Origin of the sequence: Hoylesella buccalis ATCC 35310, assembly GCF_025151385.1 — a bacterium.
Classification (GTDB): Bacteria; Bacteroidota; Bacteroidia; order Bacteroidales; family Bacteroidaceae; genus Prevotella; species Prevotella buccalis.
Genome location: NZ_CP102287.1, coordinates 117,305 through 141,580, shown reverse-complemented (window position 1 = coordinate 141,580; position 24,276 = coordinate 117,305). Strand labels below are relative to the sequence as shown.

Genomic DNA, 24,276 nt, shown 5'->3' with positions numbered 1-24,276 from the left:
CATGGAACAAGAGATTAGCATGCCTTGAGGAGAATCGATTAAGAAAAGTGAAAATATCTTTGTACCTTATTTATATTTTATATTAGATACACTTAAATTTATTATCTATGGAAACAAAGCGAACCTTCTTTTTGAAAAAAAGCGCCATGCACATGTTACGTGCACTGAGTTGCTTCTTATTTCTGCTCTGTAGTATAGAAGCATCGGCCCAAACAACGGTCAGAGGTGTGGTAACCGACGCTAACGGCGAGTACCTCATCGGGGTCCAAGTACAGGAGAAAGGAGCGAAACAAGGTGTAAGTACAGATGCAAACGGAAAATTCAACATCGCCGTGTCCAATCGAAATGCCGTATTGACATTTCGCTATGTGGGATACAAAAACCATTCGGTAGCTCTTAATGGCAAAACGAATGTTAACGTGATGCTTGAAGAGGACGCAAAAGCATTGGACGAAGTGGTTGTTGTGGGCTATGGCTCCCAGAAGAAACAGCATGTGACAGGATCTGTTGCGCAATTGAATGCGGACGAGATCCTAAAGGCACCATCAGGCAATGTGTCAGGTATGCTTGTTGGCCGAATGCCAGGATTGGTTGCCCAACAGAAGTCAGGACAGCCTGGTGCCGATGGATCCAACTTGCTGATTCGTGGCGTAAGCACACTGGGCACTGCAGCACCAATGGTCATTGTAGACGATGTTCAGCGAAGCTTTAACAATCTTGACCCCAACGAAATTGAAAGTATTACCATCCTGAAAGATGCATCTTCAGCGGCTGTCTACGGTATGCAAGCAGCTGGTGGCGTAATTCTCGTGAAAACTAAACGTGGTTCCATGCAACGCCCTCGAATTACATATTCAGGGAAATTGCTATACAGCCAGAACACCAATTACCCTAAATTCCTGAATGGTCCAGACTTTATCAAATGGTTTAACAAAGCACTTGAGATGGATGGCAAAGAACCTTTGTTCACGGAAGAGGTGTACAACAAGGTTTTGAATGGAGATCCGGAAGGCAAATATGCCAATACCGATTGGTTCTCTGAATTGATGAAGAACGGTGCCACCACTACCCATCACAACATATCCGTGAATGGTGGCAACGAGACAGCCAAGTATTTTGTTTCACTGGGCTACTTCGACCAAGGCGGTATCGTGGATAAGTTTTCCTTCAAGAGATATAACCTACGCTCTAATTTGGACATCTCATTAGGCATGGGATTCAAGTTAGGATTAGATTTAGGAGCTCGCCAAGAGCGGCGCAACTCAGGATACTTCTCTGTAACGAACCAGTCCTGGAACAACCCCATCAACTTGGCTCAACGTATGATGCCTATCGTTCCTACGACCTACAAAGGCATGCCTACCGCAGCGAACATTAGCTCAAACGCCAAATTCAATCCTATCGCTTTCAATAACCAAACAGGATACAACAATTCTGTCATGAACGCTCTTACGACGACGGCGACATTATCGTGGGACGTACCTTTTGTTAAAGGCTTGAATTTGAAGTTGAAAGCTTCTTACGACAAAGATTACACGACGTCTAAGTCGTGGGCTGAAATTGTTGAGTTGAACAGTTATGATCCATTCACAGAGAAATACAGTGTCATCATCTGTGATCACGGAATGAACAAAGACGATGTGGCACAATTGCGTAACAGTTCTGCACAGGCAAGCCGACTAACGCTTCAGCCCTCCATCAGTTACCACCGCACCTTTGATAAACATGATATTTCTGGCTTGTTACTGTACGAGCAGTCATCTTACGAAACTGAATCATTCGGTGCCGGCGTACAAGGTTTTGACTTAACATCACTACATGAATTAAGTCTGGGTAAAGATATCATGGGCAAAGAAAAGAAGAAGGCCATCAATGGTGGAAGTTATATCTTTAACCGGGCTGGATTTGTTGGCCGTATCAACTATGCATACGATGGCAAATACTTGCTTGAATTAGCTGCACGTTACGATGGTTCTGTTCGCTTCCCAAAAGAAAACAGGTGGGGCTTCTTCCCAGCAGCATCATTTGGATGGAGAATATCAGAGGAGTCATTCTTCGAACCGCTCAAGGGCTTTGTAGAAAACTTGAAGATCAGAGGCTCGGCAGGTGTGCTTGGTAATGACCGTATCGGTGACTTTCAATATCTGAATCTCATGGTCCCAAATCCGCCTACGCTCTACGTTGGCGATAGAGAGTACATCTCTATTTACTCGAAAGGTAACGTAAACCGAAACATTACATGGGAGAAGACCAGAACCTACAATATTGGTTTCGACCTGTTGTTGAACAAGGGAATTTTTGGAATGGAATTTGACTATTTCTATAAACTTACAAATGACATCTTAATCTCCAGTGGTGGTATCTATCCTCCTTCATTGGGAGGCAACTTCCCCAGCATAATTAATGGTGGAAAAGTGAGCAACAGAGGCTTTGAACTTGTATTGACCCATCAAAACAACATTGATCAATTCCATTATAACCTCAGAGGCAATGTAAGCTGGTCAAGAAACAAAGTCTTGCGAATGAACGAAAGCCCAAATGTACCAGACTATCAAAGACGCACAGGAAGAAAAATGGGTGAGAAAATGGGATTTATCACCGAAGGCTTGTATCAAAATGAAGAGGATATCATCAACTCTCCTACACTGAGTCACTTAGGCAAAAGCCAAATCCGTCCTGGAGACATCCAATATAGGGACTTAAATCATGACGGTAAAATAGATAGACTTCAGGATTATACGTTCATTGGTAACAGCAATCTCCCTGAACTGTTTTACGGTTTGAGCATTGGAGCGTCGTGGAAAGGCTTCGACTTCTCCATGTTGTTCCAAGGAGCAGCCATCACAGATGTTTTCTTGAGCGGAGTATATGGAAATGGTTCCGTTGATGCTACCATTTTTACCAGACCATTCCACGGTTTGGGCAACTCACCATATTTCTTGATTGAAAATAGTTGGACGCCAGAAAATCGTAATGCCGAATTTACCCGTTTGTCTACCAATGCTGCCGAAATGGGCAACTGCAACGGATGGGCTTCTGACTGGTGGATAAGAGATGGCAGTTATCTTCGACTGAAGAATATCCAATTAGGATATACACTGAAAAACAGTTTCATTCACCGAATCGGCTTAGACAACATTCGTCTTACGCTCACAGGAGGAAATCTGTTTACATGGTCAAAACTGACGAAATACAACATTGACCCCGAAACTCCTGAAATAACCAATGGTTATTATCCTCAACAGCGTACTTATGAGTTTGGCATCAATTTCACATTCTAATATATTATTCCAAGACTATGAAAACTATTAACAATATCTTGACAATCTTGGTATCCGCATTCATTCTATCAGCTTGTTCTGATTTTTTAGATCCTGAACCAAGAGCACAATATACCGAGATGGATGCGTGGAGTTCCGTAGACAATACCTATTTGTACATCAATGGCTTTTACAAACCTATTTACGAATACGGACCTTATGGCGTAAAATACGCTGGAGTAAGCCTTACTGATGGTTTCTCTGACATTCTTCGGTACAGCGCAAATGTCATGGGCGGATCCGGAGGTGATGTCAACAAGGTGGTCTACACCGGAAATATCAGTCCACAAGGCAATCCCCTGAGTGATTATACATACGAATATAACCGCATCAGGCGCATTAACGAATTTTTGTACGGATTAAAGACCTATGCAAAATACGGTGACCAGGAGAAACTGATAATGGAGGCACAGGCACGTTTCTTCAGGGCTTACCTTTATTTCATGCTGGTAAGGGGGCATGGCAGCGTTGTAATTCGCGATTACATCGACGGTCCCAATGAGGCATTCAAGGAAAGAAGTCCCGAATCCGCATGCTGGGATTTTATTGAAAGCGACCTTGATTTTGCCGCAGAGAACTTGCCCGACACTTGGCCCAAGAAGGATTTAGGACGCATCACCAAGGGTGCTGTTTATGGATTCAAGTCGCGTGCCATGTTGTATGCCAAGCGCTGGGACAAGGCTGCTGAAGCCGCTGCAAAGGTAGTGGCGAAAGAGGGAGAGCTATATGACCTTATGCCAAATTATGCAGACGTATTCAATCAACCCGACTTTTGCAAGGAAACCGTTTTAGGCTATCGTTTCCATGGTCAGCTAACGCATTCAACGCTCTTTGACAAGCAATATAGTCCGAAAGGTGACTTCCCTGAAACCAATACGGATGGAAAGTGTTTAGCTGTTCCAACACAAGAGCTTGTAGACTCCTATCGAATGGCTGACGGAAGCAGTTTCGATTGGAACAACCCAACGCATGCCGCCAACCCATATAAGAACAGGGAGCCTCGCTTTTACGCTTCCATTCTGTATAATGGTGCTACCTGGAAGGGAAGAACCATTGAAACTTTCGTGGGAGGTAAAGATGGATTTAAGCCGTTTGACATTGAGGCGTACCCAAACGCCACTACTACTGGCTACTATATACGCAAATTGCTGAACGAAAGCGTCAAGGACATGACCGTCAAAGGCACCACCTGTTGGAACGAAGTACGCTATGCAGAAGTACTATTGAACCAAGCTGAAGCACTCAACGAGATGGGTAAGACCGCTGAAGCTCTTATCCCATTGAACAAAGTAAGAAGTAGAGCAAAGCTACCTGCTGTTTCACCTACGAGCCAAGAGAGTCTGCGGAACATTATTCGCGAAGAACGGAAGATAGAACTTGCCTTTGAAGGCCAACGTTATTGGGACTTAAGACGCTGGAACATGGCTTTAGAAGTATTAGGAGGCAAACGTATGCACGGCATGAAGATAACCAAGCAAGCAGACGGAACCTTCAATTACCAGATAATTGACTGCGACGGTAAAGACCGACATTTTGAAGAACGATATTATCAATTCCCAATACCGGCATCGGAAATCAAAAATAATCCGAAATGCAAGCAAATAGATAAATGGTAAACTTAATCAAGCATAACAATGAAAACAATAGATAAAATTACGGTGTCAGTTCTTGGCCTACTGCTCATGTTTTCGTGCCAAGAAGCAGATACATTGGTACCCACAACAGGCAATGACATTAGTGGCATAACGATTATGTTACCAGATGGCACAAAATCAGATTTCACCGTTGCTCCTGATGCCAACAACATGATCAACCTCGAAATGGACGGAAGCATCAAGACTGATCTGACAAAAATCAGAATGTCAGTAAACGCTCCCAACAACGCGATAGTAGAATCAAGCATACCACTTGGGCAATACATGGATTTTACAAAGCCTGTGAGCTTTGATGTTATTGCAGCCAATGGGGACAAGAAAACATATACAGTTGATTTGAAAGTGGTTCCAACAGCCATCCAAGTAGATGAGCTGTGGAGAAAGACAGGATCCCAACTGAATTTCGTTAAGCACAATAACGGCGGCTTGGCCATCAGTGGAGATTATTTGGTCATACACGAACGCACAAAGTTTGACTATTACAATCTGAAAGACGGAACAAAGGCAGGCACTTTGTCTATGGAGGGGGTTGACTGGAATACACTTACCCGCACCGTACCCTTATTTATAGCCAACGACGATGCTGGAAACATTGTTTCAACCAACTTCTACATGAATAGATGGATGCCCAAAGACGGCACCAGCACCATACACATGTTTTGGTGGGAGGGTGTAAACGCCAAACCCAAACTGCTGTTTTCGTATGATGTTAACTTAGATGAATTCGCAGGAAACAAAGACGTAGGTAGAAAATTCTACGTCAAAGGCAACATCAAGGAGCATGCATTCTTGTATATGGGCGTTTCGTTCCAGAACGTTTTCCTCAGATGGGAAATCAAAAACGGAAAACCTGTATCGCAACAACCTGAAAAGATACAATATGACCCAGGTTACCAAATGGGCCTAATGCCCCAAATCGTACCTATAGAGTTTGGTAAAAATAGCAACTATTTCATTTCACGCTACGATGAAGGAAAACCTAAGGTAGCCATCACGTACATGGACGGCCATACCAACAAACCTCTTTATTCCTCGTCACATCATGTGCAAGGTATTTTCCACCAGTGGCTTGGCGGAGGAACTGCATTCGATTATGTAGATTTGATGGGAGCAAAATACATGTTTTACATCGAAGGAGATGTAAATAACTGGATGAGAGAGATTTACAATGTTCGATTGGTAATGAAAGATCCAGCTGGAACTACCACCAACACACAACTATTGGCACATACGCGCAAATGGAATGGGTGGCTTGAGTTCCCAATTGATCCCGCATACGGTGCCAATATCAATACTACGGCAGATGTCGTCACGCAAATAGCACCCGACAAGAAGTCTGTCATCGTAGCCTTCCTTTATACCAACGGAGGCGTAATGGTGTGGAAAGTAAACTTGATGTAGCGAACTTTAAAAAGATCGGAGATGCTTCAACGAGCTCGTTGAAATTGCTTAGAAGAAGTAAAAGAAAATGATAAGTAAAATGCATGGCAGTGCTTTTCAAGTATGTAGAAAACCAGTTAGTAAGTGATTACTGACCTGCAAAAACATTCTCGACTGACTCGGAAAATCATTCCAAGCATCCCCCTTCTATTCCTGCTCATGCAGAGCACAATAAGTAAAATCGGCTGTATGATTCTAAATTCATACAGCCGATTCTCTTTGATTATTTGTTATTTGGCCTGTTGCCAAAGCAACATTTAAACTAATGTATTACCTGATTCGGTCAGCTGACCTCACCAATTTTTCATCGTGAATGATACCCCGGCGCGCCAAAACTAATGCGATGATGGCAACCAAAGGTAGACATGCCGCAAACTGAAGATGGAAGGTATACTCATGACCAAAACCATTCAGCAGGGCGAATGCATAATAAACATACCATGCCAGACAGAAAACAATGCTCCATACGCAAAGTTTAGCCTGCAAGGGTCGTTTGCGGTATAAAAAAATAGCGCAGGCTTCTAAAGGGATGGTCACTACCAACAGGGCGAAAAGAGGCCAGTTGCTGAAATTGATTCCTTGATCGGGCACTACTGTCCCAAGGTTATAAATCAAGGTAGACAGCCCCATCCCTTGCGGTTCGAGCATGGATACAGGCATGCACAGACATGCCACCGTCACTATTAGAGCCAATAGCAGGTACAGCGTTTGCTTTCGTTGAATCATGCCTGACTGTCGTTATTATCCAAAGAAGGATCACGGTAATAAACATTACCTTCTATAAATTCCTGTGTTGCCAGCAAAGTAGGTTTGGGCAACTTCTCGTAATAACGCGAAATTTCTATTTGCTCACGATTCTCAAACACCTCTTCCAAAGAGTCGTTGTAAGACGCGAACTCTGTCAATTTTTTATTCAAATCCTGTTTAATCTCTGCTGCAATCTGATTAGAACGCTTCGCAATGATTGCCACACTCTCATAGATGTTTCTCGTCTCATCACACAATTCCATAATGTTGCGTGTAGTCGTGTTGACGGGTGCGTTTGACTTTTTGTAATCCATTTTTTATAAATCCTTATCTGTTGGGCATTGTCGTTTTACTGGACAATGACTTATTCAAAATATATAATTGATGATTTTATTCACGATGTATGGCAGAAATATGAGGCAACATCCTCTTTGTTTTCTACGAGTTAGACTCTCCTGTCTTCGTGACCTCCTTGCATTTCTTGATAAACTTCTCAGCCAGGGGGCGTTGCTTCGAGTCGGGATACTCGTTGATGAATCCGTAGCACTCATCTTCTGCATCCTGGTAGCGTTCCAATCGCTTCTCCTCAACGCTCTGTTCTGCCAACTCAAACTTGCTCTTCATCACCAGCACGGCAAAATTCTCACGCAGTGATGAATAGGGGTAATCCTTCAATGCATTCTCTGCCGTAATGATGCAAGCTTCGTAATTGTTGCCGCCGCTGGTGCAGTTGCCGAAATAAGGGCCAAGATCATAATACAACTGTGCCGAATACAACTCCTTCTTCACCAGCTTGTCTTGCAACTCAAAGAGCCTGTTCTGTGCGCTGTTTTTCAGTTTGGCGTCTGGAAAAAGATCCAAAAACTCCTGGAAAGAGGCGATGGCCGAAACCGTTTGCGACTGATCCAAACGTGGCTCTGGCGTACACATGTACAGACTTTCGCCCACATAGTAGCTCGCCAACTCAGCGTATTTACCCTTCGGATAACTTTGAATATATCGCTTGAACGCTTGGGCAGCACTCTCATAATCACCACTTTTGTACTGCGCCATGGCCAACATGTAAAGGCTTTCCTGCGCATTCTCGGTACCTTTCTGAACAACAATCAAATCGTTGAGCAAGGTAATGGCCCGAGTGTACTTACCTTTGAAAAAGCACTCCTTCGCATATTCATAGCGATAGTTGCTGTCGGTCGACTTGTAAACCGCATTGAACTCACTGGCACAACTGCCGAATAACAATGCGACGCATATAGTGGAAATGAAAAACAGTTTCTTCATTGACATGATCTTTGGAGTGCAAAAGTACATATAATCCATCGATTTACAAAGTAAAGAGAATGCTTTTTCGCAAATAATTAACCTTTATAACGGATATTTTTGTACTTTTGCATGTCTGGGCAGCCATTTGCATGCTTAGAAACAATCCTTCAATAGATTCAGGATGAATTTCAAACTCACGTCAAAATACAAACCTACGGGCGACCAACCAGAAGCCATTCAGCAACTCACCGATGGCATTCAACGGGGTGATCCAGCTCAGGTGTTGCTCGGTGTAACCGGATCGGGCAAGACTTTCACGGTGGCCAACGTCATCAACAACGTACAAATGCCAACGCTGATTCTGAGTCATAACAAGACGCTGGCAGCCCAACTCTACGAAGAGATGAAGGGCTTTTTCCCCGAGAACGCAGTAGAGTATTATGTATCTTATTATGACTATTATCAACCCGAGGCTTATCTTCCTACGACCGACCTGTATATTGAGAAAGACTTGGCCATCAACGACGAGATAGACCGCCTGCGTTTGAGTGCGGTAAGTGCTTTGTTATCAGGAAGAAAAGACGTCATTGTCGTGTCTTCCGTTTCGTGCATTTACGGCATGGGAGGCCCCTCGGCCATGACCAACAGCATCATTACGGTGAAGAAAGGAGAACGATTAGATCGTAATGATTTTTTACGGAAGTTGGTGGAAGCACTGTATGTTCGCAATGACATCGACCTGCAACGTGGCAATTTTCGCGTCAAGGGCGATACGGTAGACATCGCGATGGCCTACTCCAACAACATTCTTCGCATCACCTGGTGGGACGAAGAGATTGACAGCATCGAGGAAGTGGACAGTGTGACCTTCCATCGATTGGAAGAATTTGAGGAATATCACATTTACCCCGCCAATCTCTTCGTTACGACAAAAGAACAGACCGAGCACGCCATCCGTGCCATTCAGGACGACTTGGTGAAGCAAATTGACTATTTCAACGACCTTGGTGACACCATCAAAGCACAACGCATCAAGGAACGTGTGGAATACGACATAGAGATGATTAAGGAACTGGGCCACTGCAGCGGCATTGAGAACTATTCGCGCTACTTTGACGGACGTGAAGCCGGTCAGCGGCCTTATTGCCTTTTAGACTTCTTTCCAAAAGATTTCCTACTTGTTGTCGACGAGAGTCACGTCAGCGTGCCGCAAATCAGTGCCATGTACGGTGGCGACAGGGCCCGTAAGCAGAATCTCGTGGAGTACGGATTCCGCCTGCCAGCAGCGTTTGACAATCGTCCGCTGCGCTTTGAAGAGTTCCACGACATGCTCCATCAGACCATCTACGTTTCGGCCACCCCTGCCGACTATGAGCTGCAAGAGGCTGAAGGGGTCGTGGTAGAACAAATCATCCGACCCACGGGATTGCTCGATCCGGAGATTGATGTGCGCCCCAGCGAAAACCAAATTGACGACCTTTTGGACGAAATTCTGCAACGCACCGAACGCGAAGAACGTGTCCTGGTCACCACGCTGACCAAACGTATGGCCGAGGAGCTGACCGAATACCTGCTCAATCATGACGTGCGTGCCAACTACATCCACAGCGACGTGGCCACGCTGGACCGCGTAAAGATCATGACCGACCTGCGTGCCGGCGTTTTTGACGTTTTGGTTGGGGTCAACTTGCTGCGCGAGGGTCTGGATTTACCAGAGGTATCGCTCGTGGCCATCCTTGACGCTGACAAGGAAGGGTTTTTGCGAAGTCACCGTAGTTTGACGCAAACGGCAGGACGCGCCGCACGCAATGTCAACGGAAAAGTAATTATGTATGCTGACACCATCACCGAAAGCATGCAGCGCACCATCGACGAAACCGCTCGCCGCCGCTCCATTCAGCTGAAATACAACGAGGAACACCACATCACGCCACAGCAGATTGTCAAGGAAATCAAGAACGCATTGCCCACCTCGAAAGAGAATGAGAAAGATTGGCGCTACCCCACCCTTGCCGCCCAACAGGCGTATATGGAGGCAGAGAGTGGCGCCTTTGCAGCCGACCCGATTGTATTGCGAATGACGCGCGAACAACTTGAGAAGAGCATTGCCAACACCACTGCCTTGATGAAACAAGCAGCCAAGGACTTAGATTTCCTGCAAGCCGCTCAGTACAGGGATGAAATCGTGAGGTTGCAGGCGATGTTGGAACAAAAATAACTTCACCATTCAACGTTCAGCATTTGCATGAGCAGAACTGAATCATTACACATTGTAATAAGTATATCGTCTTCTTTTTTTACCAAGAAATGCCCTAAAAACGGCACTAACAAACTTTCAATCTAGAAAAAATTGATAGGCAAACAGGATGTAAACTTGAGAATTATTGTCAAGAAAAATCAGTTTTCACCCTAAACTCATTGCTTTTACCCAATTAAAAGAATGTCTTTGGTGTCCAATCTGTAGGATATTATCGGGTAAAAGCATGTAAATTGCGCCCTTAAAGCAATGGTATTTGCCATAAGAAGACATGAACTTCCAGCTCATCCGACGCAAGATTCTCATAAATTATTAGCTATCAACAACATATAAAAATAGCTAAATTTTGGCGTATTTACAACCAAAAGACCAGTTGATGGTAAATACGTGAAATATGAAGAGGTAGTTTGTCAAGAAAAATCATACGCGCATGCCATTATCATATTACTTCCGCTTTCAAACTGAAAGGATAATTTGTAACGGTAGTATCATTAATGTTTGAATCATTGCTTTCATTAATCTTCTCAAATTTTGCGTCATTTACACAGAAAATATATACATTTGTGAAATGAATCAATTAACTGGATGATGAGAAAGTTTGGTACAGCCATCTTCTCGGTCTTGCCTTTCATAAATCGACCTCAGACCCACTTGGCTCTGAAGTGACAGTTAGAAAAGGGCAAACAGGAGGTGAAGGCTGATAAGAATGCACACAATGTAGCTAAGAATTTACAGCAAACACAGCATCAAGAACGCTCAAGGCATGGCGGGTAGCTGGCAGCTTTTCTTCCGTAGTCAGTATAAAAAGGAGGACACTTCATGGAATACAGCAAAGAAGACAAATTAGAATGGACGATGATTTTCATTCATGAGTTTGGCAAGCGGTTCGGCCTTACCATGAAAGAGGCTTTCGGCTATCTGAGTCGCTTCAAGGGTATTGACTTCATAGACAAGCACTATGGCTTTGTACATACGCAATCGTTTGAAAGTATGGTAGACGACATCGCCAGTCTGTGCAAAAGAATGGGAGGACAGTTGGGATGAGACTCTATCATGGCACCAGCAACAGGAATTAGAAACTGGTAAAATAGGGTAAGGTAATTTATATTCTTCTAACAGCGAGAAAGTATAACTTGCAGCGGTTGTAGTGCAAGGAACAGATTTCATCCTTTTTCGTTAATCTTCTCAAATTGTGCGTCATTTACGCTGAAAATATATACATTTGTAGACTGAATCAACCGATTGAATTATGAGAAAGTTTGTCATCGCCATTCTCTTAGCCATGCCTTTGATAATCCAAGCTCAGACAGTTTTGACGCCGGAGCAAAAATTGGAAAAGGCCAAACAAGAAGCGCAGGCTGCCAAGAAAGCCGTCATAGAGGCTAGGAAAGCTGCAAAACGAGCTGCTGCAGAGGCCAAGAAAGCTGCCAAAGACAAAGCTAAACAGGCCGAGAAAGCACGAATTGAAGCTGAAATTGAGCGTGCCAACAAGGAGGCAGCTCGATACAAGATGGAAGCAGAGATGATTAAGAAGAAGGCAAGACAGACTGTTGAAGATGCGCAGAAAGCTGTTGCAGGTTCGTCATCAGGCTGGTCCATCCCAGACAACAGTGCGAACGAGAGCAATCAAAGAAGCAGCTCGCAACAGCAATCGGTTAGTTCAAAGGTCACTATGCCGAAGACAGACAAATATGATTCCAAGTATTTGGAGGGAGGTGTACCGCAAGATGCCGATGGCAAAGTAGTATTCACCCTCGATTTAAAAGCCCCTGGGAAAACGGGCAAGCAGATTTACGACATCACCTATCAATATCTTGATGAACTGACAAAAGGCGAAAATCAACTCAATAGCCACATCGCGCTAGTCAATCAAGAACAGAATATCATTGCCGCCCGATACACAGAGTGGTTGGAATTCAGTAAGTCATTCCTGTCATTAGACCGGACAGAATTCGATTATACGCTGATTGCCAAGTGCACAGACAACCACTTGGAGCTCACGATGAGCCGCATACACTACGACTATGAGAAGGGACGGCCCACACACATGTCGGTCAGTGCAGACGAATGGATTACTGACGAGGTGGCCATCAACAAGAAAAAGAACAGTCTGCGTCCCCTGTCATCAAAGTTTCGCCGCAATACCATCGACCGCAAAGATGAAATATTCAGTCAGATTTCCTATCGACTTCGCTGACAAACCATACCTGGCTGAGCATCAACAGACAGGCAGAAACACTAATAAAAACTATTTTTTCAAGCGATAACACCACATCTATATGAGTGCAAAATACCCAAGACGACAAAGAGGAACAGGCGAAACGCCACGCGATAGAATCTTTTGGATTCGAAACATACTCAACATCATCTTCATGATTGGTGCCGTGGTAGGCGTCATCTTCTATTTCTTTACACAAAAAGAAACGCTTGGAATCATCATCATCCTAACCGCTATGTTCTTCAAGATGGCCGAATGCAGCATTCGCATATTCCACAAATGACTCGATTTTTATTATCCATATTCCTTTTACTATCGTCCTTGACTATGGTTGCTCAGATAGACGACTATAATCAAATAGACCCAAGTGGTAACATTACGCGACGAGATGGCATGGCCAACGACTCGACCCATGAGAACAAAGAAATTCCGAAGGGGCTGAAGGTTTGGACGGTCAGCGAACGTTTTGGTGACATCGTTCCTGCCATTCCCGACACCTTGTCACACATGTATCCCAACAGCATCTTTACAACGGGCATGCGCGGTGAATACAATTCTACGGGCAATCTGGGCGCACCACGCATCCACAGGCTGTTCGTCGATCGCCAACGTGCTGATGAACAGTTTATCTTTACGCAACCCTATGACTACTTCATCGTTGCTCCGGGCGATTTTCATTTCACCAACACACTGTCGCCCATCACCAACTTGACCTACAATACGGCCGGAAACCGCACCAACGGGGAAGATCATTTCACGGCTAAGTTTGCCGTCAATGCGGGCAAGAAGTTAGGTTTGGGATTTAAATTCGATTACCTTTACGGCCGTGGCTATTATTCCAACCAAGCGTCTTCACATTTCAACTACACCCTGTACGGTTCCTATCTCGGCGAACGGTATCAAGCTCACCTGCTCTTTTCGACCAATCATCAAAAGAATACAGAGAATGGAGGTATTACTGATGACAAATTCATCACCAACCCAGAAAGCTTTGACGATAACTACCAAACATCAGAAATACCGACGGTATTGCAGCAGAACTGGAACCGTAACGATAATCAGCACGTTTTTTTCAGTCATAGATACAACGTTGGCTTCAATCGAAAAGTACCCATGACGGCTGAAGAGATTAAGGCAAAAAAGTTTGCCATGGAGGCCAAGAAAGAAAATGATGCGAAGAAAGCCAAGCAAAAGGCCAGGAAACAGGCCAAGAAAGATGGCAGAACACTGAACGATGACGACCTGAAAGAAACAGAACCGCTGGCCGGCAGGCCTGATGACGCGGTCATTGCAGGCGTTGAGTCTGCAACTCCTGCAGCGCAAGACAGCGGCCGTATTGTCGTGAACGGTCAACAGGCAGCAGACAGTTTGTTGGCCAAACAAAAGAAAGAAAATAAGGATACGGCTTGGGTAAAGAACGAATATGTGCCCGTGACCAGCTTCATACACACGCTGAAATTCGACAATTACACCCGCATCTATCAAGCATATCAGACGCCAGACAACTACTATGCCAACACATACAAGATGGATGAATGGCTGCGAGGTGACTCTATTTATGACAAGACCAAGCACTACCGTGTGCACAACACGTTTGCACTATCGCTCTTGGAAGGATTTAACAAATGGGCCAAATCGGGATTGAAAGCTTTTGTCAGTCACGAACTGCGTCATTTCACGCTACCCGACACCGTTGGAATGGCGACTTACAACGAAAACTCCGTGTACGTTGGCGGACAATTGAGCAAGACACAAGGCAAAACTTTCCACTATGAAGTGACCGGAGAGGTGGGTGTTGCAGGACGAGATGCAGGCAAGATAGACATCAACGCCACCGCCGACCTCAACTTCAAGCTGTTTGGTGACACCGTACAGTTGGCTGCGAGTGGCTTCTTCCATCGCTATCAACCCACTTTTTACTACCGTCATTACCACGGACGTCATTTCCTCTGGGATAATGATGACTTGAGCAACACCACACACACGCGTATTCAAGGCTTGTTGAGCTATGCCAAAACCAAGACTTCACTGCGCATTGCCGTGGACGAATTGACCAATTATACCTACCTGGCGCAAGCCTATACCATCAACAATCAGTATCAGCGTATTGGCACAGAGGTTGGCGTTCGGCAAAGCAGTGAAGCCATCAACGTGCTGACGGCCTCACTGTCGCAGGATGTAGCATGGGGACCTTTGCACTGGGAATCGGTCATTACCTTTCAAAACTCATCCAGTCAAACGGCGTTGCCATTACCAAAACTCAACATTTACTCTAATCTTTATTTCCGATTGAAGATAGCCAAAGTACTGAAATGTGACGTGGGTGCCGACGTACGTTACTTCACCAAGTACTATGCACCTGATTACAGTCCGGCCTTAGGTCAGTTTGTTGTGCAGGAAAATACCGACCGCGTTGAAATAGGCAACTACCCTATCGTGAACGCATACGCTAATTTCCACTTGCAACAAACACGCTTCTTCGTGATGTACAGTCATGCCAATGCGGGCAGTGGCACGAAGGCAAGTTTCCTCGTTCCTCACTATCCGCTCAACGGCAGCATCATCCGCTTTGGGTTGAGCTGGAACTTCTTCAATTAAAAAAGCAGACCGAGAGAAACCAGAACACCATATATAAAGATGTTCCGCCCTGTCTCACCAAGGATTTGATTCAGCGCCTTACCTTGTTTAACTCGCATGCGACGGCAAGTACGCGTATGCAAAACTAAATAAATCATAGAGAAGATGAAGGCCCAAGGATGCCCGTTGAACAAAAACACGATACCCAACAACCATCCCAACCATCCCAGCAAGAGATAAAATTTGCGTGATAAGGATTCACCCATCCGTACTACCAAGGTCATCTTGTGGGCTCGCCGATCGTTCTCCAAGTCACGATAGTTGTTGACAATCAACAAGGTATCAATGACAATTCCACAGGCCAGCGAACTCGACACCACTTCCCAAGTGACGTGATTCATCGTTGATGGCATCGCCAAATAGTAGGTTACACAAACAGGAATCAGGCCAAAGAAGAGAAGAACCAGTAGATCACCCAGTCCGAGATAAGACAGATGCGTGGTGTAGAGGAAACAAAACAAGACACAGAGAAGTCCCACTCCAATCATTTCAACACCGCCATAGCAAATCAAAGGTAGTCCAACCACACACGCCAGCAAAGTTGTGAGGGCAATACCCATGCGCATGGCTTGCGGAGAAATCCACCCCTGCGCACAAGCACGACGTGGTCCCAGTCGGGTTTCATCGTCATTTCCCCGCTTGAAGTCAAGATAGTCGTTGATGAAATTGGCGTCTATCTGCATGATGAAAGCAAAGAGGAAACACAACACTACCGGCACAACACGAACGTTCCAGTCAGTCTTCGCCAGTGCCAATGCCGTGGCAATCATAACGGGAACAGCCGAACCAGACAAAGTTTTGGGACGCATGGCCAAGAGCCAAGCTTGAAGAGAGTTGCGTTGAACACGAGGTGCATGCATACAAATAGTTTTTCGTTGAATCTTCTTGAGATTGGTTTGCAAAAATAAACAATTATTCTTACATTTGCAACAAACTCCCATGGGCATGATAGAAAACAATGTAAACCTTGATTTAATGGCTTTCATCGAGCAAAACATCCTACCAAAATACAACGATTTTGGCCTTTCGCATGGATTGGGGCATGTGCAGCATGTCATCAGAGGAAGCCTTGAGCTGGCCAAAAGGATGGGGGCAGACGTAAACATGGCATACACTGTTGCGGCCTATCACGACATTGGCATGTCTGGACCGAGAGCCATTCATCACATTACCGGAGGAAAAATACTTGCCGCTGACGCGCGATTGAAGCGATGGTTCTCACCAGAACAGATACGCATCATGCGCGAAGCCGTTGAAGACCACCGTGCCAGCGCATCCCATTCACCACGCAGCATCTACGGTAAGATTGTGGCCGAGGCTGACAGAGACCTCGACCCAGAGCATGTTTTTCGCCGCGCAGTACAGTTTGGTTTAGAAAACGAGCCCGAAAATAATCGCGAAGAACAGTGGCGTCGCTTTCTGGCTCACCTGCAAGAAAAATATTCCAACACAGGCTACATCAAACTGTGGATTCCCAACTCGCCTAACGAACAGCACCTGAAAGCCATCCGCAGCATCATCGAGAACCCAGAAAAACTAAGACAACAATTCGACAATCTCTATAATGAGGAAACAGGCAAACAGCACACCTGCTGACTTGTCTACCCCAAAAGCTCACGACCTTTTTTCACTTACAGCAGGCCAGCTTTCTTCAACAGTGGCATGACGGTCTCGGCATGGAGCCGCTTCTTCTTTTCTACAGAACGGTATTCGTCGAGCAGGGGCTGATGATCGTTGAGCAAAACCGCCATGAGCTTCTCGTCAACAATCAAAGCTTTCTTGTTGCCTGGCGTGACGATGTAACACACATTCTGACTGGCTAACTTCTTGGAGGCGGCAGCCGTGGCCAACGCACCAATGAGGCCGAACATTCCACCAATGGTAGCGCGACTGCTCATTTCCTGCACATTGAGGTAGGTGAGCAGCAGATGGCCATCGCTCATCTTGAAGGCTCGGGCATATCCGTTGCCGAAAGCACAACCGCGATCCTTGTACGGACGGGTGTTCAGCAAGAGCGTGTCGCCATACATGATGGCGAAAACATCCTTCTTGAGCAGCTTCTTGACCTGCTTATCGTGCGAGTCGAACCTGAAATCGTTTCCGCCCCACCACATCTGCTGGTTGCGTGTCTTGGTGATTACGGTCACGCTGTCGGCAGTCTTCCATTCGCCTGCGGCCAATTCTTCGTTACTGTTGCAGTATTTAATGCTAACACACTTGTGCGTATGTTCTTTTTCTACAGATTCCGCCTCATTCTGTGCATGAGCTGGAACGAAAGAGGCCGTGGCCAGCAACAGGCTCATAGCTACGGCGGCAGTACTTGTTTGAATCTTTTTCATATCTAACTGAGATTAATAGTGTTTGTCCTTGTTTCGGTCAGAATGTGACAACGGTGCACGCGGTTAAAACAAATAAGCCAGGCCGATGCCTAACTGATAATGGTTAAACCCAAACTGACCCTCCCATCCGGCGGGCTTGCGATAGATGGAAGTAAGCTGTCTAAGGTCGACTCCGATGCCCCAATGGCGTGACAGCTTATAGGTGCAACCAAGAATGGAAAGAAGTCCAAGCCCGTTTTCCTGGCCCGGCTGTTCCAGGTCATTGCGGGCAAAGCCCATGCCTACCGCACCTTCCCATCGCCAGCCTTTGTCGGTTGTCCATGTGGCGACGAAGCTACCTCCCACGAAGAGCACATTGCAGTTGGGCTTGCTGAAGTGGTTTTGGCTGGCATGAATGCCAAAGCCCAGCCCATTGTCCCACAAATGTTCATAGTCAAGGCTCAGCGTTTCGACTGAGCTTGAATTGTAAGTTTCTCTCACATCCTCGAACTTGGATGTCATGATGCCAAGCCCGTAATTCAGTCGAATCATGTTTGGCAGCGCCTCTGTGCGGTCTGGTTTCACAGCAGTATCAACAGGCTGCTGGGCACTCACAAAGATTGCAAAGAGACTGCAGAATGCCCATAAAAGTGTTCGCTTCATATATGTTAGCTTTAAATTGATGTACAAAGATAACAAAAATCAAAATTTTACAAAAAAAACATCTTTTTTGTTCTATTTTTTATCGGAAAAAGTTTCTTTCCTTCATAGACCTTACTGACATTTTTTGCAGAGTGCTAAGCCGAATCACGTGTTAACTCGCTCTTATTGTCTGACATGTCGTGACGCGACCTTGACTTGGTGACCATCCAAACGCCCACAAACACCATGAGAACAGCAAGGCCATGCGTCCATTTGAAAATGCCCATTCCCGTGAGTACCGTCACTACCACGGCCACAATGGGCTGCACATAGTTGTAGGAACTGACCACCGTGGGGCGCAACACGCGTTGGGCTGAAATGACGAGGATGTATCCGACAAACGTACCAAAGAAAACAACATAGGCGGTTTCCATCCAGGTTTTAGTAGAAACGGCCGCCCAAGGAATGTCCATGACTTCACGGCAAGAAAACGGCCAAATGAGACAGGTGGCCCATAGAAACATCCATTTGTTGACGGTAAAGACCGAATACCGCTTCACCAACTTGTTGAATGTGGATAAATAAAACGCATAGGACACCTGCGCCCCCATGACCATCAGGTCTCCGCGAATGTCGCCAACCTTGGCATCGCCTGCGGTCATGCTGGTTAATATCAAAATCAGCGCACCGCAACATCCTATCAACACGCCTATTGCCTTTTTACCCGTGATGGGTTCTTTCAAAATGAGTGCCGCCAACACCATGGCAAAAATGGGCATGGAGGTTGTGACGATGCTGGCATTGATGGGAGAAGTGTAGCTTAAGCCAATGGTAAAACAACATTGATTGCAAACCAATCCGAAAACAGCGGCGCCAATAAACCACAACACATCCCGTAGGGGTACATGCTCGTGCTTGACAAAAAGCGAACTCACCCAAAACAAAATGGCTCCGCCCAGCACTCTAAACGAAACCATACTCACGCCATTCAACCCATTTAGCATGGCATCTTTGCCAATTGGAGCCATGAGTCCCCAGATGGCACAGGCCGAAAACATACTCAAGTGAGCCAGCAAGGGGGCACGATTAAAATGCTTGGGAGAAACATGTTCGTGATCTAAAGAATCCATATTTTGTTCCATCACAATGAAAATGAGTTTTAAAAGAAGTGGGTAGCCATGAGAAAGTAGCCTTATGGAATAATTTTGAACCGAACTCTAAAGGCTTTTTTATGCTCATCCCAGTTGGTTCCCAATAGTTCAAACCTTCCTATTTGTGAGGTTGAACGCACATGTTTTCCGATACATGGACAAACGTCGTAATCGCCAATGCGGCAAATACGAATCACTTCGGAAGCATCGGCTGGCAGGCGATCTAAGCTGATTCCTTCGGGAAGATGCTGCCTGTCGACCACTTCAAACGTAACGGGCAAATCTTGTTGTATCAACTCGTTCATACGAGTTTCAATCTCTTTTTCGTCACGTTTGTCCGGTTTTTGATTGAGAACAAACGTCATTTTGCTTTTCTTTCGCTCAATGTGCGCATTGTTCGAACGCTCACATCCAAACATTCTATGCATCAATTGATTGAGTAAATGCTCTGCAGTATGGGCCAATGGGAATGACACTTCCCGCTCTTGTATTTCCAACACGATCTTGTTATTTTATGAACAGACAAAGATAGCCATAAATGTAGAAACGAACAAAAGAACCCTAAACGAAAACTCCCCATCCTCTGTGATTTGACGAGAATGGGGAGTTTTCGAGTTGATTAGCGCTGAAAATCAGACTTCATGACGTTTTATTTCATAAATTTTACCGCCATAGCCCATCACCTGCGTTACAAAAGGCTGACCAACTTGCCATGCTACGGTTTGTTCTTTGTTGGTCAACAAGTCAATGGCTTGACAAGTACCTTGCGACATTTGTAAATAGTTGAAGGCATGTTCTGGAATGTTGATGTGCACTGTTTGCTGATTGGGCGAGAAGTTCACGACAATCAACAAGAGTTGCTCTGCCGATTTACGCAAGAAGACATACTGCTCATCGGGGTTGAACAATGCCGAGTGCTGATTGTTGGCATACATCAAGTCGAAGAACTGACCGTGTGCAATGGCAGGCAGGTTACGGAAAATGAGTATTTGTCGATAAATCTCGGATAACGTTTTACTGTGTTTATCCATTTTTCTTCTTTGGTAATATCCTTCGACGACGGACTTTACTGCCCAGTAGTCGAATATGGTTGTCCTACCGTCAAGTCCACTGAATCCCTCTGCATCCATGCCTCGCTCGCCAAACTCCTGTCCAGCATACACCATGACAGGATTGGTGTGCAGCCATGCGCACACCATGAAAGCCGGCAACGCACGTTCGGCACTGCCACAAAAGAAGTCGCTGGCGATGCGTTGTTCGTCGTGATTTTCCAAGAAATAAAGCATCTTTGGCAAAATATTATCCACGGATTGCCATTGGCGGGTAATGTGATGGGCGGGACGCTTGCCACACACGATGTCGCGCAAACAGTCGTACATGCCCACCTTATCGTACAGATAGTCAAATCCAGAAGCGATATACGCCCGATAAAGCGAAGGATTGTACACCTCGCCAATGATGATGACGTGTGGATGTGTAGCCTTGAGCTTACCAATAGCGTACTGCCAAAATGCTGTTGGCACCATCTCTGCCATGTCACAGCGAAAGCCATCCACTCCCTTAGAAGCCCAAAACAGCAGAATGTTTGTCATCTGTTGCCACGTGTCGGGCATGGGGTCGAAATGTTCACTGCGTCCACCAGCATCAGTGTAATCAATGCCATAGTTCAGCTTGACGGTCTCATACCAATCATTAGCTGAAGGCGAAGCATTAAAACAATCGTTACCCGTACATTTAGCAGGATATTCATGATAAGGTTCGCTGGCATCCTTGCACAAATCAATGGCAGGTTCAAAGGGATAGCCTGGGCAATAATAAAAATTGTTGTGAATGTCAAAATGCTTGTTCACATCATCGTTCTCTCCCAAGTCTCTCACTCCCTTAGGTTTGCAAATGGAGTGGTATTGCCGTGCCACATGATTGGGGACGAAATCGATAATCACCTTCATGCCCACATCGTGCGTTCGTTTCACCAAAGCCTCGAACTCATCCATGCGCTTGGGCACCTGCACGGCAAGATCAGGGTCGACATCATAATAGTCAGTAATAGCGTATGGCGACCCAGCCTTTCCCTTCACAATGGTTGAATGTTGGCGAGGGATGCCGTAGGTAGAATAATTGGTTGTCGTTGCATGTCGAACAATGCCCGTGAACCAAATGTGCGTGAACCCCATGTCGTGAATACGATTGAGCACAGTCGTAGTGATGTCGTTCATCTTCCCCACTCCATTCTGTTCCATCGTTCCATGGGGTGTGCGAGGCATGTTTTGATTGCCAAAAAGGCGAGTAAAGATTTGATAGATGGTCATTTTTATAAGGAGTTAATAGGGAGTTAGATAGGAGTTAATAGGGAGTTAACGGACAATAGCAGTTCTTTCTATGGAAGTTAAAATGTAAAGAGAAATAAAATGGGAGTTAACAGACAACACCTAATTTAATACTTGCGATTAAATGACATTTGTCTATTAACTCCCACATCACTCCTATTTACTACTATTTACTCCCAACAGGTATTTAGATGCCGTGGACTGTCACTTCCGTGCTGATGCGTCCTATCATACCCTGCAGAGCCTTTCCAGGTCCACATTCGGTAAAGTCAGTAGCACCATCGGCAATCATATTCTGCACCGTTGTTGTCCAGCGAACACTACTGGTCAGTTGGGCGATGAGGTTTGCCTTAATCTTAGCTGCATCGGTATAAGGTTTTCCATCTACGTTCTGGTACACAGGACATTGAGGCGTATTCACTGTGGTAGCCTCTATCGCCTTTTGCAACTCGTCTTTGGCAGGCTGCATCAATGGCGAGTGGAATGCACCTCCCACCTTCAAAGGCAACGCACGCTTGGCTCCCGCAGCTTTTAGCTTTTCGCAAGCCTCCTCAATACCTTCCTTATCTCCAGAGATAACCAATTGTCCAGGACAGTTATAATTAGCAGGAATGACAACTTTGCCTTCTTTGCTCACCTCTTGACATATCTCTTCTACCTTTTCATCTGGCAAACCAATGATTGCTGCCATGGTACCCGGTGCCACCTCGCAAGCCTTCTGCATTGCCATGGCACGGGCATAAACTAATTTGAGACCGTCTTCAAAGCTCAATGCACCAGCTGCCACCAATGCAGAAAACTCGCCCAAAGAGTGACCTGCAACCATATCAGGCTTGAACGCATCGCCCATACAGAGTGCTGAAATGACACTGTGCAAGAACACGGCAGGCTGTGTTACCTTGGTTTCCTTGAGTTGCTCATCGGTACCATCGAACATGATGTCGGTGATACGATAGCCCAACACCTCGTTGGCTTTGTCGAACAACTCCTTTGCCGTTTCGTTATTATCATAAAGTTCTTTTCCCATTCCTACAAACTGGGATCCCTGACCGGGAAATACAAATGCTTTCATACTTGTTTTTTTGTTTGATTAAATCTAATGTAAGCAGATGCGCCAAGCTAATGGCGGTCTACAAATTTTCTAATACTCATAAAGAAACAACCTGCCTCAATGTGAGACATGGCTGCAATTCGTTTTAATATTTTATAAGGCATGCGTTGATGATTCAACCTTCGCACAATATAATAAAAACCTACCGTATTGAACACGCCTATCGTGATTACCACCAGCAGTTGGACAGTGGCAGAAGCTCCTAACTGATAAGAGATAAACCAACACAACACATTAAAGGCATTGAGTGCCAATACCGACACGGTTGTACCGATATGCGAGAAGCCTATCTCTATAAACAAATGGTGCAGATGCGATTTGTCTGGATGGAATGGAGAGCCTCCCCTCAACATGCGCAGAAACATGACACGCAAGGTGTCGAAAACTGGAATGGACAGAGCAGAAAGCGTAAAAGCCACTACCCCCATGTTAGGATAATTATAGGCCACCATGGATTTGGTTTCCAAAATATGAAAAACAAAAATACTCATGAGTGTGCCCAGCATGAGCGTTCCACTGTCGCCAATGAACATCTTTGACGTTTTGCCGAAAACGTTGTGCAAGAAAAAAGGAAGCAAGGAAGCCACACATATCCAAGCCAGCACGGTCATCGACCCGTAACCCGATGTCATGAAAGCATAACCGAAGAGGGCGCAAACGAACATGCAAAATCCAGAAGAAAGTCCATCAACGCCATCAATCAAGTTAATGGAATTGATGATACCGACACCCACAAACGAAGAAAGCGCAATGCCAACATATTCGTTCAGCTGGTGTATGCCAAAGGCGCCATGAAAATCGTCAATAAATTTGTGCTCGGTAGATACCAAGAACAAGATTACGCAGAACTCGACTATCAGTCTTAACCATGCGCTTAATCCTATGAGATCATCCAACGAGCCTAAATACATCATTACCGTAATGGCAACAAAAGCAGGAAAGAAAATATAACTGTCAAAGACTGCACTCGTCAAGCCCACACCCAACACAACTCCCCAAAAGACAGCAATGCCGCCCAATACGGGAACGGGGGCTTTCTGCAATTTGCGGGCATCGGGATTATCAACCATTCCTTTTTGTTTGGCAAGTTTAACTATTAAAGGATGAATCCATGTCACCAACGCAAACGCACTAATAAAAGGAATGACAATGCCTAAAAGAAGAAACTTCAAATTCATAATGTTCTCTAC

20 protein-coding genes are annotated in these 24,276 nt (G+C 45.3%); 9 read left to right on the top strand and 11 right to left on the bottom strand.

Annotated features, from left to right (window positions below; translation table 11 throughout):
• The first annotated feature begins 152 nt into the window (after positions 1-152).
• From NQ518_RS00545 to NQ518_RS00535, 3 genes are read left to right on the top strand one after another with little or no spacing between them, the layout of a single operon-like run.
• Positions 153-3,281, top strand: coding sequence for a SusC/RagA family TonB-linked outer membrane protein (locus tag NQ518_RS00545; protein WP_227204877.1), 3,129 nt, complete (start codon positions 153-155; stop codon positions 3,279-3,281).
• Positions 3,282-3,298: 17 nt separating this feature from the next.
• On the top strand, positions 3,299-4,936 hold the full coding sequence (locus NQ518_RS00540; RefSeq protein WP_227204876.1) for a RagB/SusD family nutrient uptake outer membrane protein: 1,638 nt from the start codon (positions 3,299-3,301) through the stop codon (positions 4,934-4,936).
• 18 nt (positions 4,937-4,954) lie between these two features.
• Positions 4,955-6,376, top strand: coding sequence for a DUF5018 domain-containing protein (locus NQ518_RS00535; RefSeq protein WP_227204875.1), 1,422 nt, complete (start codon positions 4,955-4,957; stop codon positions 6,374-6,376).
• Between the two features lie 309 nt (positions 6,377-6,685).
• Here NQ518_RS00535 and NQ518_RS00530 read toward each other — a convergent pair whose 3' ends face one another.
• The 3 genes from NQ518_RS00530 to NQ518_RS00520 all read right to left on the bottom strand — a co-directional run bounded on the left by NQ518_RS00530 (position 6,686) and on the right by NQ518_RS00520 (position 8,443).
• Positions 6,686-7,141, bottom strand: a complete 456-nt coding sequence (locus tag NQ518_RS00530) for a DUF4293 domain-containing protein (protein WP_227204874.1) — start codon at positions 7,139-7,141, stop codon at positions 6,686-6,688.
• On the bottom strand, positions 7,138-7,476 hold the full coding sequence (locus NQ518_RS00525; RefSeq protein ID WP_227204873.1) for a DNA-directed RNA polymerase subunit omega: 339 nt from the start codon (positions 7,474-7,476) through the stop codon (positions 7,138-7,140). The genes NQ518_RS00530 and NQ518_RS00525 overlap by 4 nt, the downstream gene beginning before the upstream one ends.
• A 124-nt stretch (positions 7,477-7,600) precedes the next feature.
• The gene (locus NQ518_RS00520) at positions 7,601-8,443 is read right to left on the bottom strand and encodes an outer membrane protein assembly factor BamD (RefSeq protein ID WP_227204872.1); all 843 of its coding nucleotides are present in this window, start codon (positions 8,441-8,443) and stop codon (positions 7,601-7,603) included.
• A 163-nt stretch (positions 8,444-8,606) separates the two neighbouring features.
• Between NQ518_RS00520 and uvrB the strand changes: the two genes are divergently transcribed.
• The 5 genes from uvrB (at position 8,607) to NQ518_RS00495 (ending at position 15,498) form a co-directional block, all read left to right on the top strand.
• On the top strand, positions 8,607-10,643 hold the full coding sequence (gene uvrB / locus NQ518_RS00515) for an excinuclease ABC subunit UvrB (protein ID WP_227204871.1): 2,037 nt from the start codon (positions 8,607-8,609) through the stop codon (positions 10,641-10,643).
• Between the two features lie 858 nt (positions 10,644-11,501).
• Positions 11,502-11,726: a DUF3791 domain-containing protein gene (locus NQ518_RS00510; protein ID WP_023057586.1), complete on the top strand. Its 225-nt coding sequence runs from the start codon at positions 11,502-11,504 to the stop codon at positions 11,724-11,726.
• Between the two features lie 205 nt (positions 11,727-11,931).
• Positions 11,932-12,879, top strand: a complete 948-nt coding sequence (locus NQ518_RS00505; protein ID WP_227204870.1) for a DUF4468 domain-containing protein — start codon at positions 11,932-11,934, stop codon at positions 12,877-12,879.
• Positions 12,880-12,961: 82 nt separating this feature from the next.
• Positions 12,962-13,183, top strand: a complete 222-nt coding sequence (locus NQ518_RS00500; protein WP_004349897.1) for a hypothetical protein — start codon at positions 12,962-12,964, stop codon at positions 13,181-13,183.
• The gene (locus tag NQ518_RS00495) at positions 13,180-15,498 is read left to right on the top strand and encodes a putative porin (RefSeq protein WP_227961325.1); all 2,319 of its coding nucleotides are present in this window, start codon (positions 13,180-13,182) and stop codon (positions 15,496-15,498) included. The genes NQ518_RS00500 and NQ518_RS00495 overlap by 4 nt, the downstream gene beginning before the upstream one ends.
• Here NQ518_RS00495 and menA read toward each other — a convergent pair.
• Positions 15,495-16,397, bottom strand: coding sequence for a 1,4-dihydroxy-2-naphthoate octaprenyltransferase (menA, locus tag NQ518_RS00490; protein WP_227961327.1), 903 nt, complete (start codon positions 16,395-16,397; stop codon positions 15,495-15,497). The two genes, NQ518_RS00495 and menA, sit on opposite strands and share 4 nt — an antisense overlap.
• Before the next feature lie 79 nt (positions 16,398-16,476).
• Between menA and NQ518_RS00485 the strand changes: the two genes are divergently transcribed.
• Positions 16,477-17,133: an HD domain-containing protein gene (locus NQ518_RS00485; RefSeq protein WP_227961329.1), complete on the top strand. Its 657-nt coding sequence runs from the start codon at positions 16,477-16,479 to the stop codon at positions 17,131-17,133.
• A 35-nt stretch (positions 17,134-17,168) separates the two neighbouring features.
• Here the strand turns inward: NQ518_RS00485 and NQ518_RS00480 are convergent, their stop codons facing one another.
• The 7 genes from NQ518_RS00480 to NQ518_RS00450 all read right to left on the bottom strand — a co-directional run bounded on the left by NQ518_RS00480 (position 17,169) and on the right by NQ518_RS00450 (position 24,264).
• Positions 17,169-17,876 (bottom strand): DUF6563 family protein, encoded by a 708-nt coding sequence (locus NQ518_RS00480; protein WP_227961331.1) that lies wholly within the window; start codon positions 17,874-17,876, stop codon positions 17,169-17,171.
• A gap of 63 nt (positions 17,877-17,939) precedes the next feature.
• Complete coding sequence (locus tag NQ518_RS00475; protein ID WP_227961333.1) at positions 17,940-18,518, bottom strand: hypothetical protein; 579 nt, start codon at positions 18,516-18,518, stop codon at positions 17,940-17,942.
• Positions 18,519-18,652: 134 nt separating this feature from the next.
• The gene (locus NQ518_RS00470; protein WP_227961336.1) at positions 18,653-19,627 is read right to left on the bottom strand and encodes a DMT family transporter; all 975 of its coding nucleotides are present in this window, start codon (positions 19,625-19,627) and stop codon (positions 18,653-18,655) included.
• Positions 19,628-19,689: 62 nt separating this feature from the next.
• Entirely contained in the window at positions 19,690-20,076 is a 387-nt protein-coding gene (locus tag NQ518_RS00465) for an alanyl-tRNA editing protein (RefSeq protein ID WP_227961338.1), read from the bottom strand.
• A gap of 204 nt (positions 20,077-20,280) precedes the next feature.
• Positions 20,281-21,957 (bottom strand): alpha-amylase family glycosyl hydrolase, encoded by a 1,677-nt coding sequence (locus NQ518_RS00460; protein WP_227961339.1) that lies wholly within the window; start codon positions 21,955-21,957, stop codon positions 20,281-20,283.
• 205 nt (positions 21,958-22,162) lie between these two features.
• Positions 22,163-23,047: an ACP S-malonyltransferase gene (fabD, locus tag NQ518_RS00455; protein ID WP_227961340.1), complete on the bottom strand. Its 885-nt coding sequence runs from the start codon at positions 23,045-23,047 to the stop codon at positions 22,163-22,165.
• A 47-nt stretch (positions 23,048-23,094) separates the two neighbouring features.
• Positions 23,095-24,264, bottom strand: a complete 1,170-nt coding sequence (locus NQ518_RS00450; RefSeq protein WP_227961342.1) for a glycosyltransferase family 4 protein — start codon at positions 24,262-24,264, stop codon at positions 23,095-23,097.
• Positions 24,265-24,276: the final 12 nt, after the last annotated feature.

What these genes read in the sequence shown, in the direction of transcription:
- NQ518_RS00485 (WP_227961329.1), top strand. Translation starts at nt 16,477, where the DNA reads ATGGGCATGATAGAAAACAATGTAAACCTTGATTTAATGGCTTTCATC.
- NQ518_RS00520 (WP_227204872.1), bottom strand. Translation starts at nt 8,443, where the DNA reads ATGAAGAAACTGTTTTTCATTTCCACTATATGCGTCGCATTGTTATTC.
- NQ518_RS00530 (WP_227204874.1), bottom strand. Translation starts at nt 7,141, where the DNA reads ATGATTCAACGAAAGCAAACGCTGTACCTGCTATTGGCTCTAATAGTG.
- menA (WP_227961327.1), bottom strand. Translation starts at nt 16,397, where the DNA reads ATGCATGCACCTCGTGTTCAACGCAACTCTCTTCAAGCTTGGCTCTTG.
- NQ518_RS00460 (WP_227961339.1), bottom strand. Translation starts at nt 21,957, where the DNA reads ATGACCATCTATCAAATCTTTACTCGCCTTTTTGGCAATCAAAACATG.
- NQ518_RS00470 (WP_227961336.1), bottom strand. Translation starts at nt 19,627, where the DNA reads ATGGATTCTTTAGATCACGAACATGTTTCTCCCAAGCATTTTAATCGT.
- NQ518_RS00510 (WP_023057586.1), top strand. Translation starts at nt 11,502, where the DNA reads ATGGAATACAGCAAAGAAGACAAATTAGAATGGACGATGATTTTCATT.
- NQ518_RS00545 (WP_227204877.1), top strand. Translation starts at nt 153, where the DNA reads ATGTTACGTGCACTGAGTTGCTTCTTATTTCTGCTCTGTAGTATAGAA.
- NQ518_RS00450 (WP_227961342.1), bottom strand. Translation starts at nt 24,264, where the DNA reads ATGAATTTGAAGTTTCTTCTTTTAGGCATTGTCATTCCTTTTATTAGT.
- uvrB (WP_227204871.1), top strand. Translation starts at nt 8,607, where the DNA reads ATGAATTTCAAACTCACGTCAAAATACAAACCTACGGGCGACCAACCA.
- NQ518_RS00475 (WP_227961333.1), bottom strand. Translation starts at nt 18,518, where the DNA reads ATGAAGCGAACACTTTTATGGGCATTCTGCAGTCTCTTTGCAATCTTT.
- NQ518_RS00500 (WP_004349897.1), top strand. Translation starts at nt 12,962, where the DNA reads ATGAGTGCAAAATACCCAAGACGACAAAGAGGAACAGGCGAAACGCCA.
- NQ518_RS00480 (WP_227961331.1), bottom strand. Translation starts at nt 17,876, where the DNA reads ATGAAAAAGATTCAAACAAGTACTGCCGCCGTAGCTATGAGCCTGTTG.
- fabD (WP_227961340.1), bottom strand. Translation starts at nt 23,047, where the DNA reads ATGAAAGCATTTGTATTTCCCGGTCAGGGATCCCAGTTTGTAGGAATG.
- NQ518_RS00535 (WP_227204875.1), top strand. Translation starts at nt 4,955, where the DNA reads ATGAAAACAATAGATAAAATTACGGTGTCAGTTCTTGGCCTACTGCTC.
- NQ518_RS00495 (WP_227961325.1), top strand. Translation starts at nt 13,180, where the DNA reads ATGACTCGATTTTTATTATCCATATTCCTTTTACTATCGTCCTTGACT.
- NQ518_RS00540 (WP_227204876.1), top strand. Translation starts at nt 3,299, where the DNA reads ATGAAAACTATTAACAATATCTTGACAATCTTGGTATCCGCATTCATT.
- NQ518_RS00525 (WP_227204873.1), bottom strand. Translation starts at nt 7,476, where the DNA reads ATGGATTACAAAAAGTCAAACGCACCCGTCAACACGACTACACGCAAC.
- NQ518_RS00505 (WP_227204870.1), top strand. Translation starts at nt 11,932, where the DNA reads ATGAGAAAGTTTGTCATCGCCATTCTCTTAGCCATGCCTTTGATAATC.
- NQ518_RS00465 (WP_227961338.1), bottom strand. Translation starts at nt 20,076, where the DNA reads ATGCATAGAATGTTTGGATGTGAGCGTTCGAACAATGCGCACATTGAG.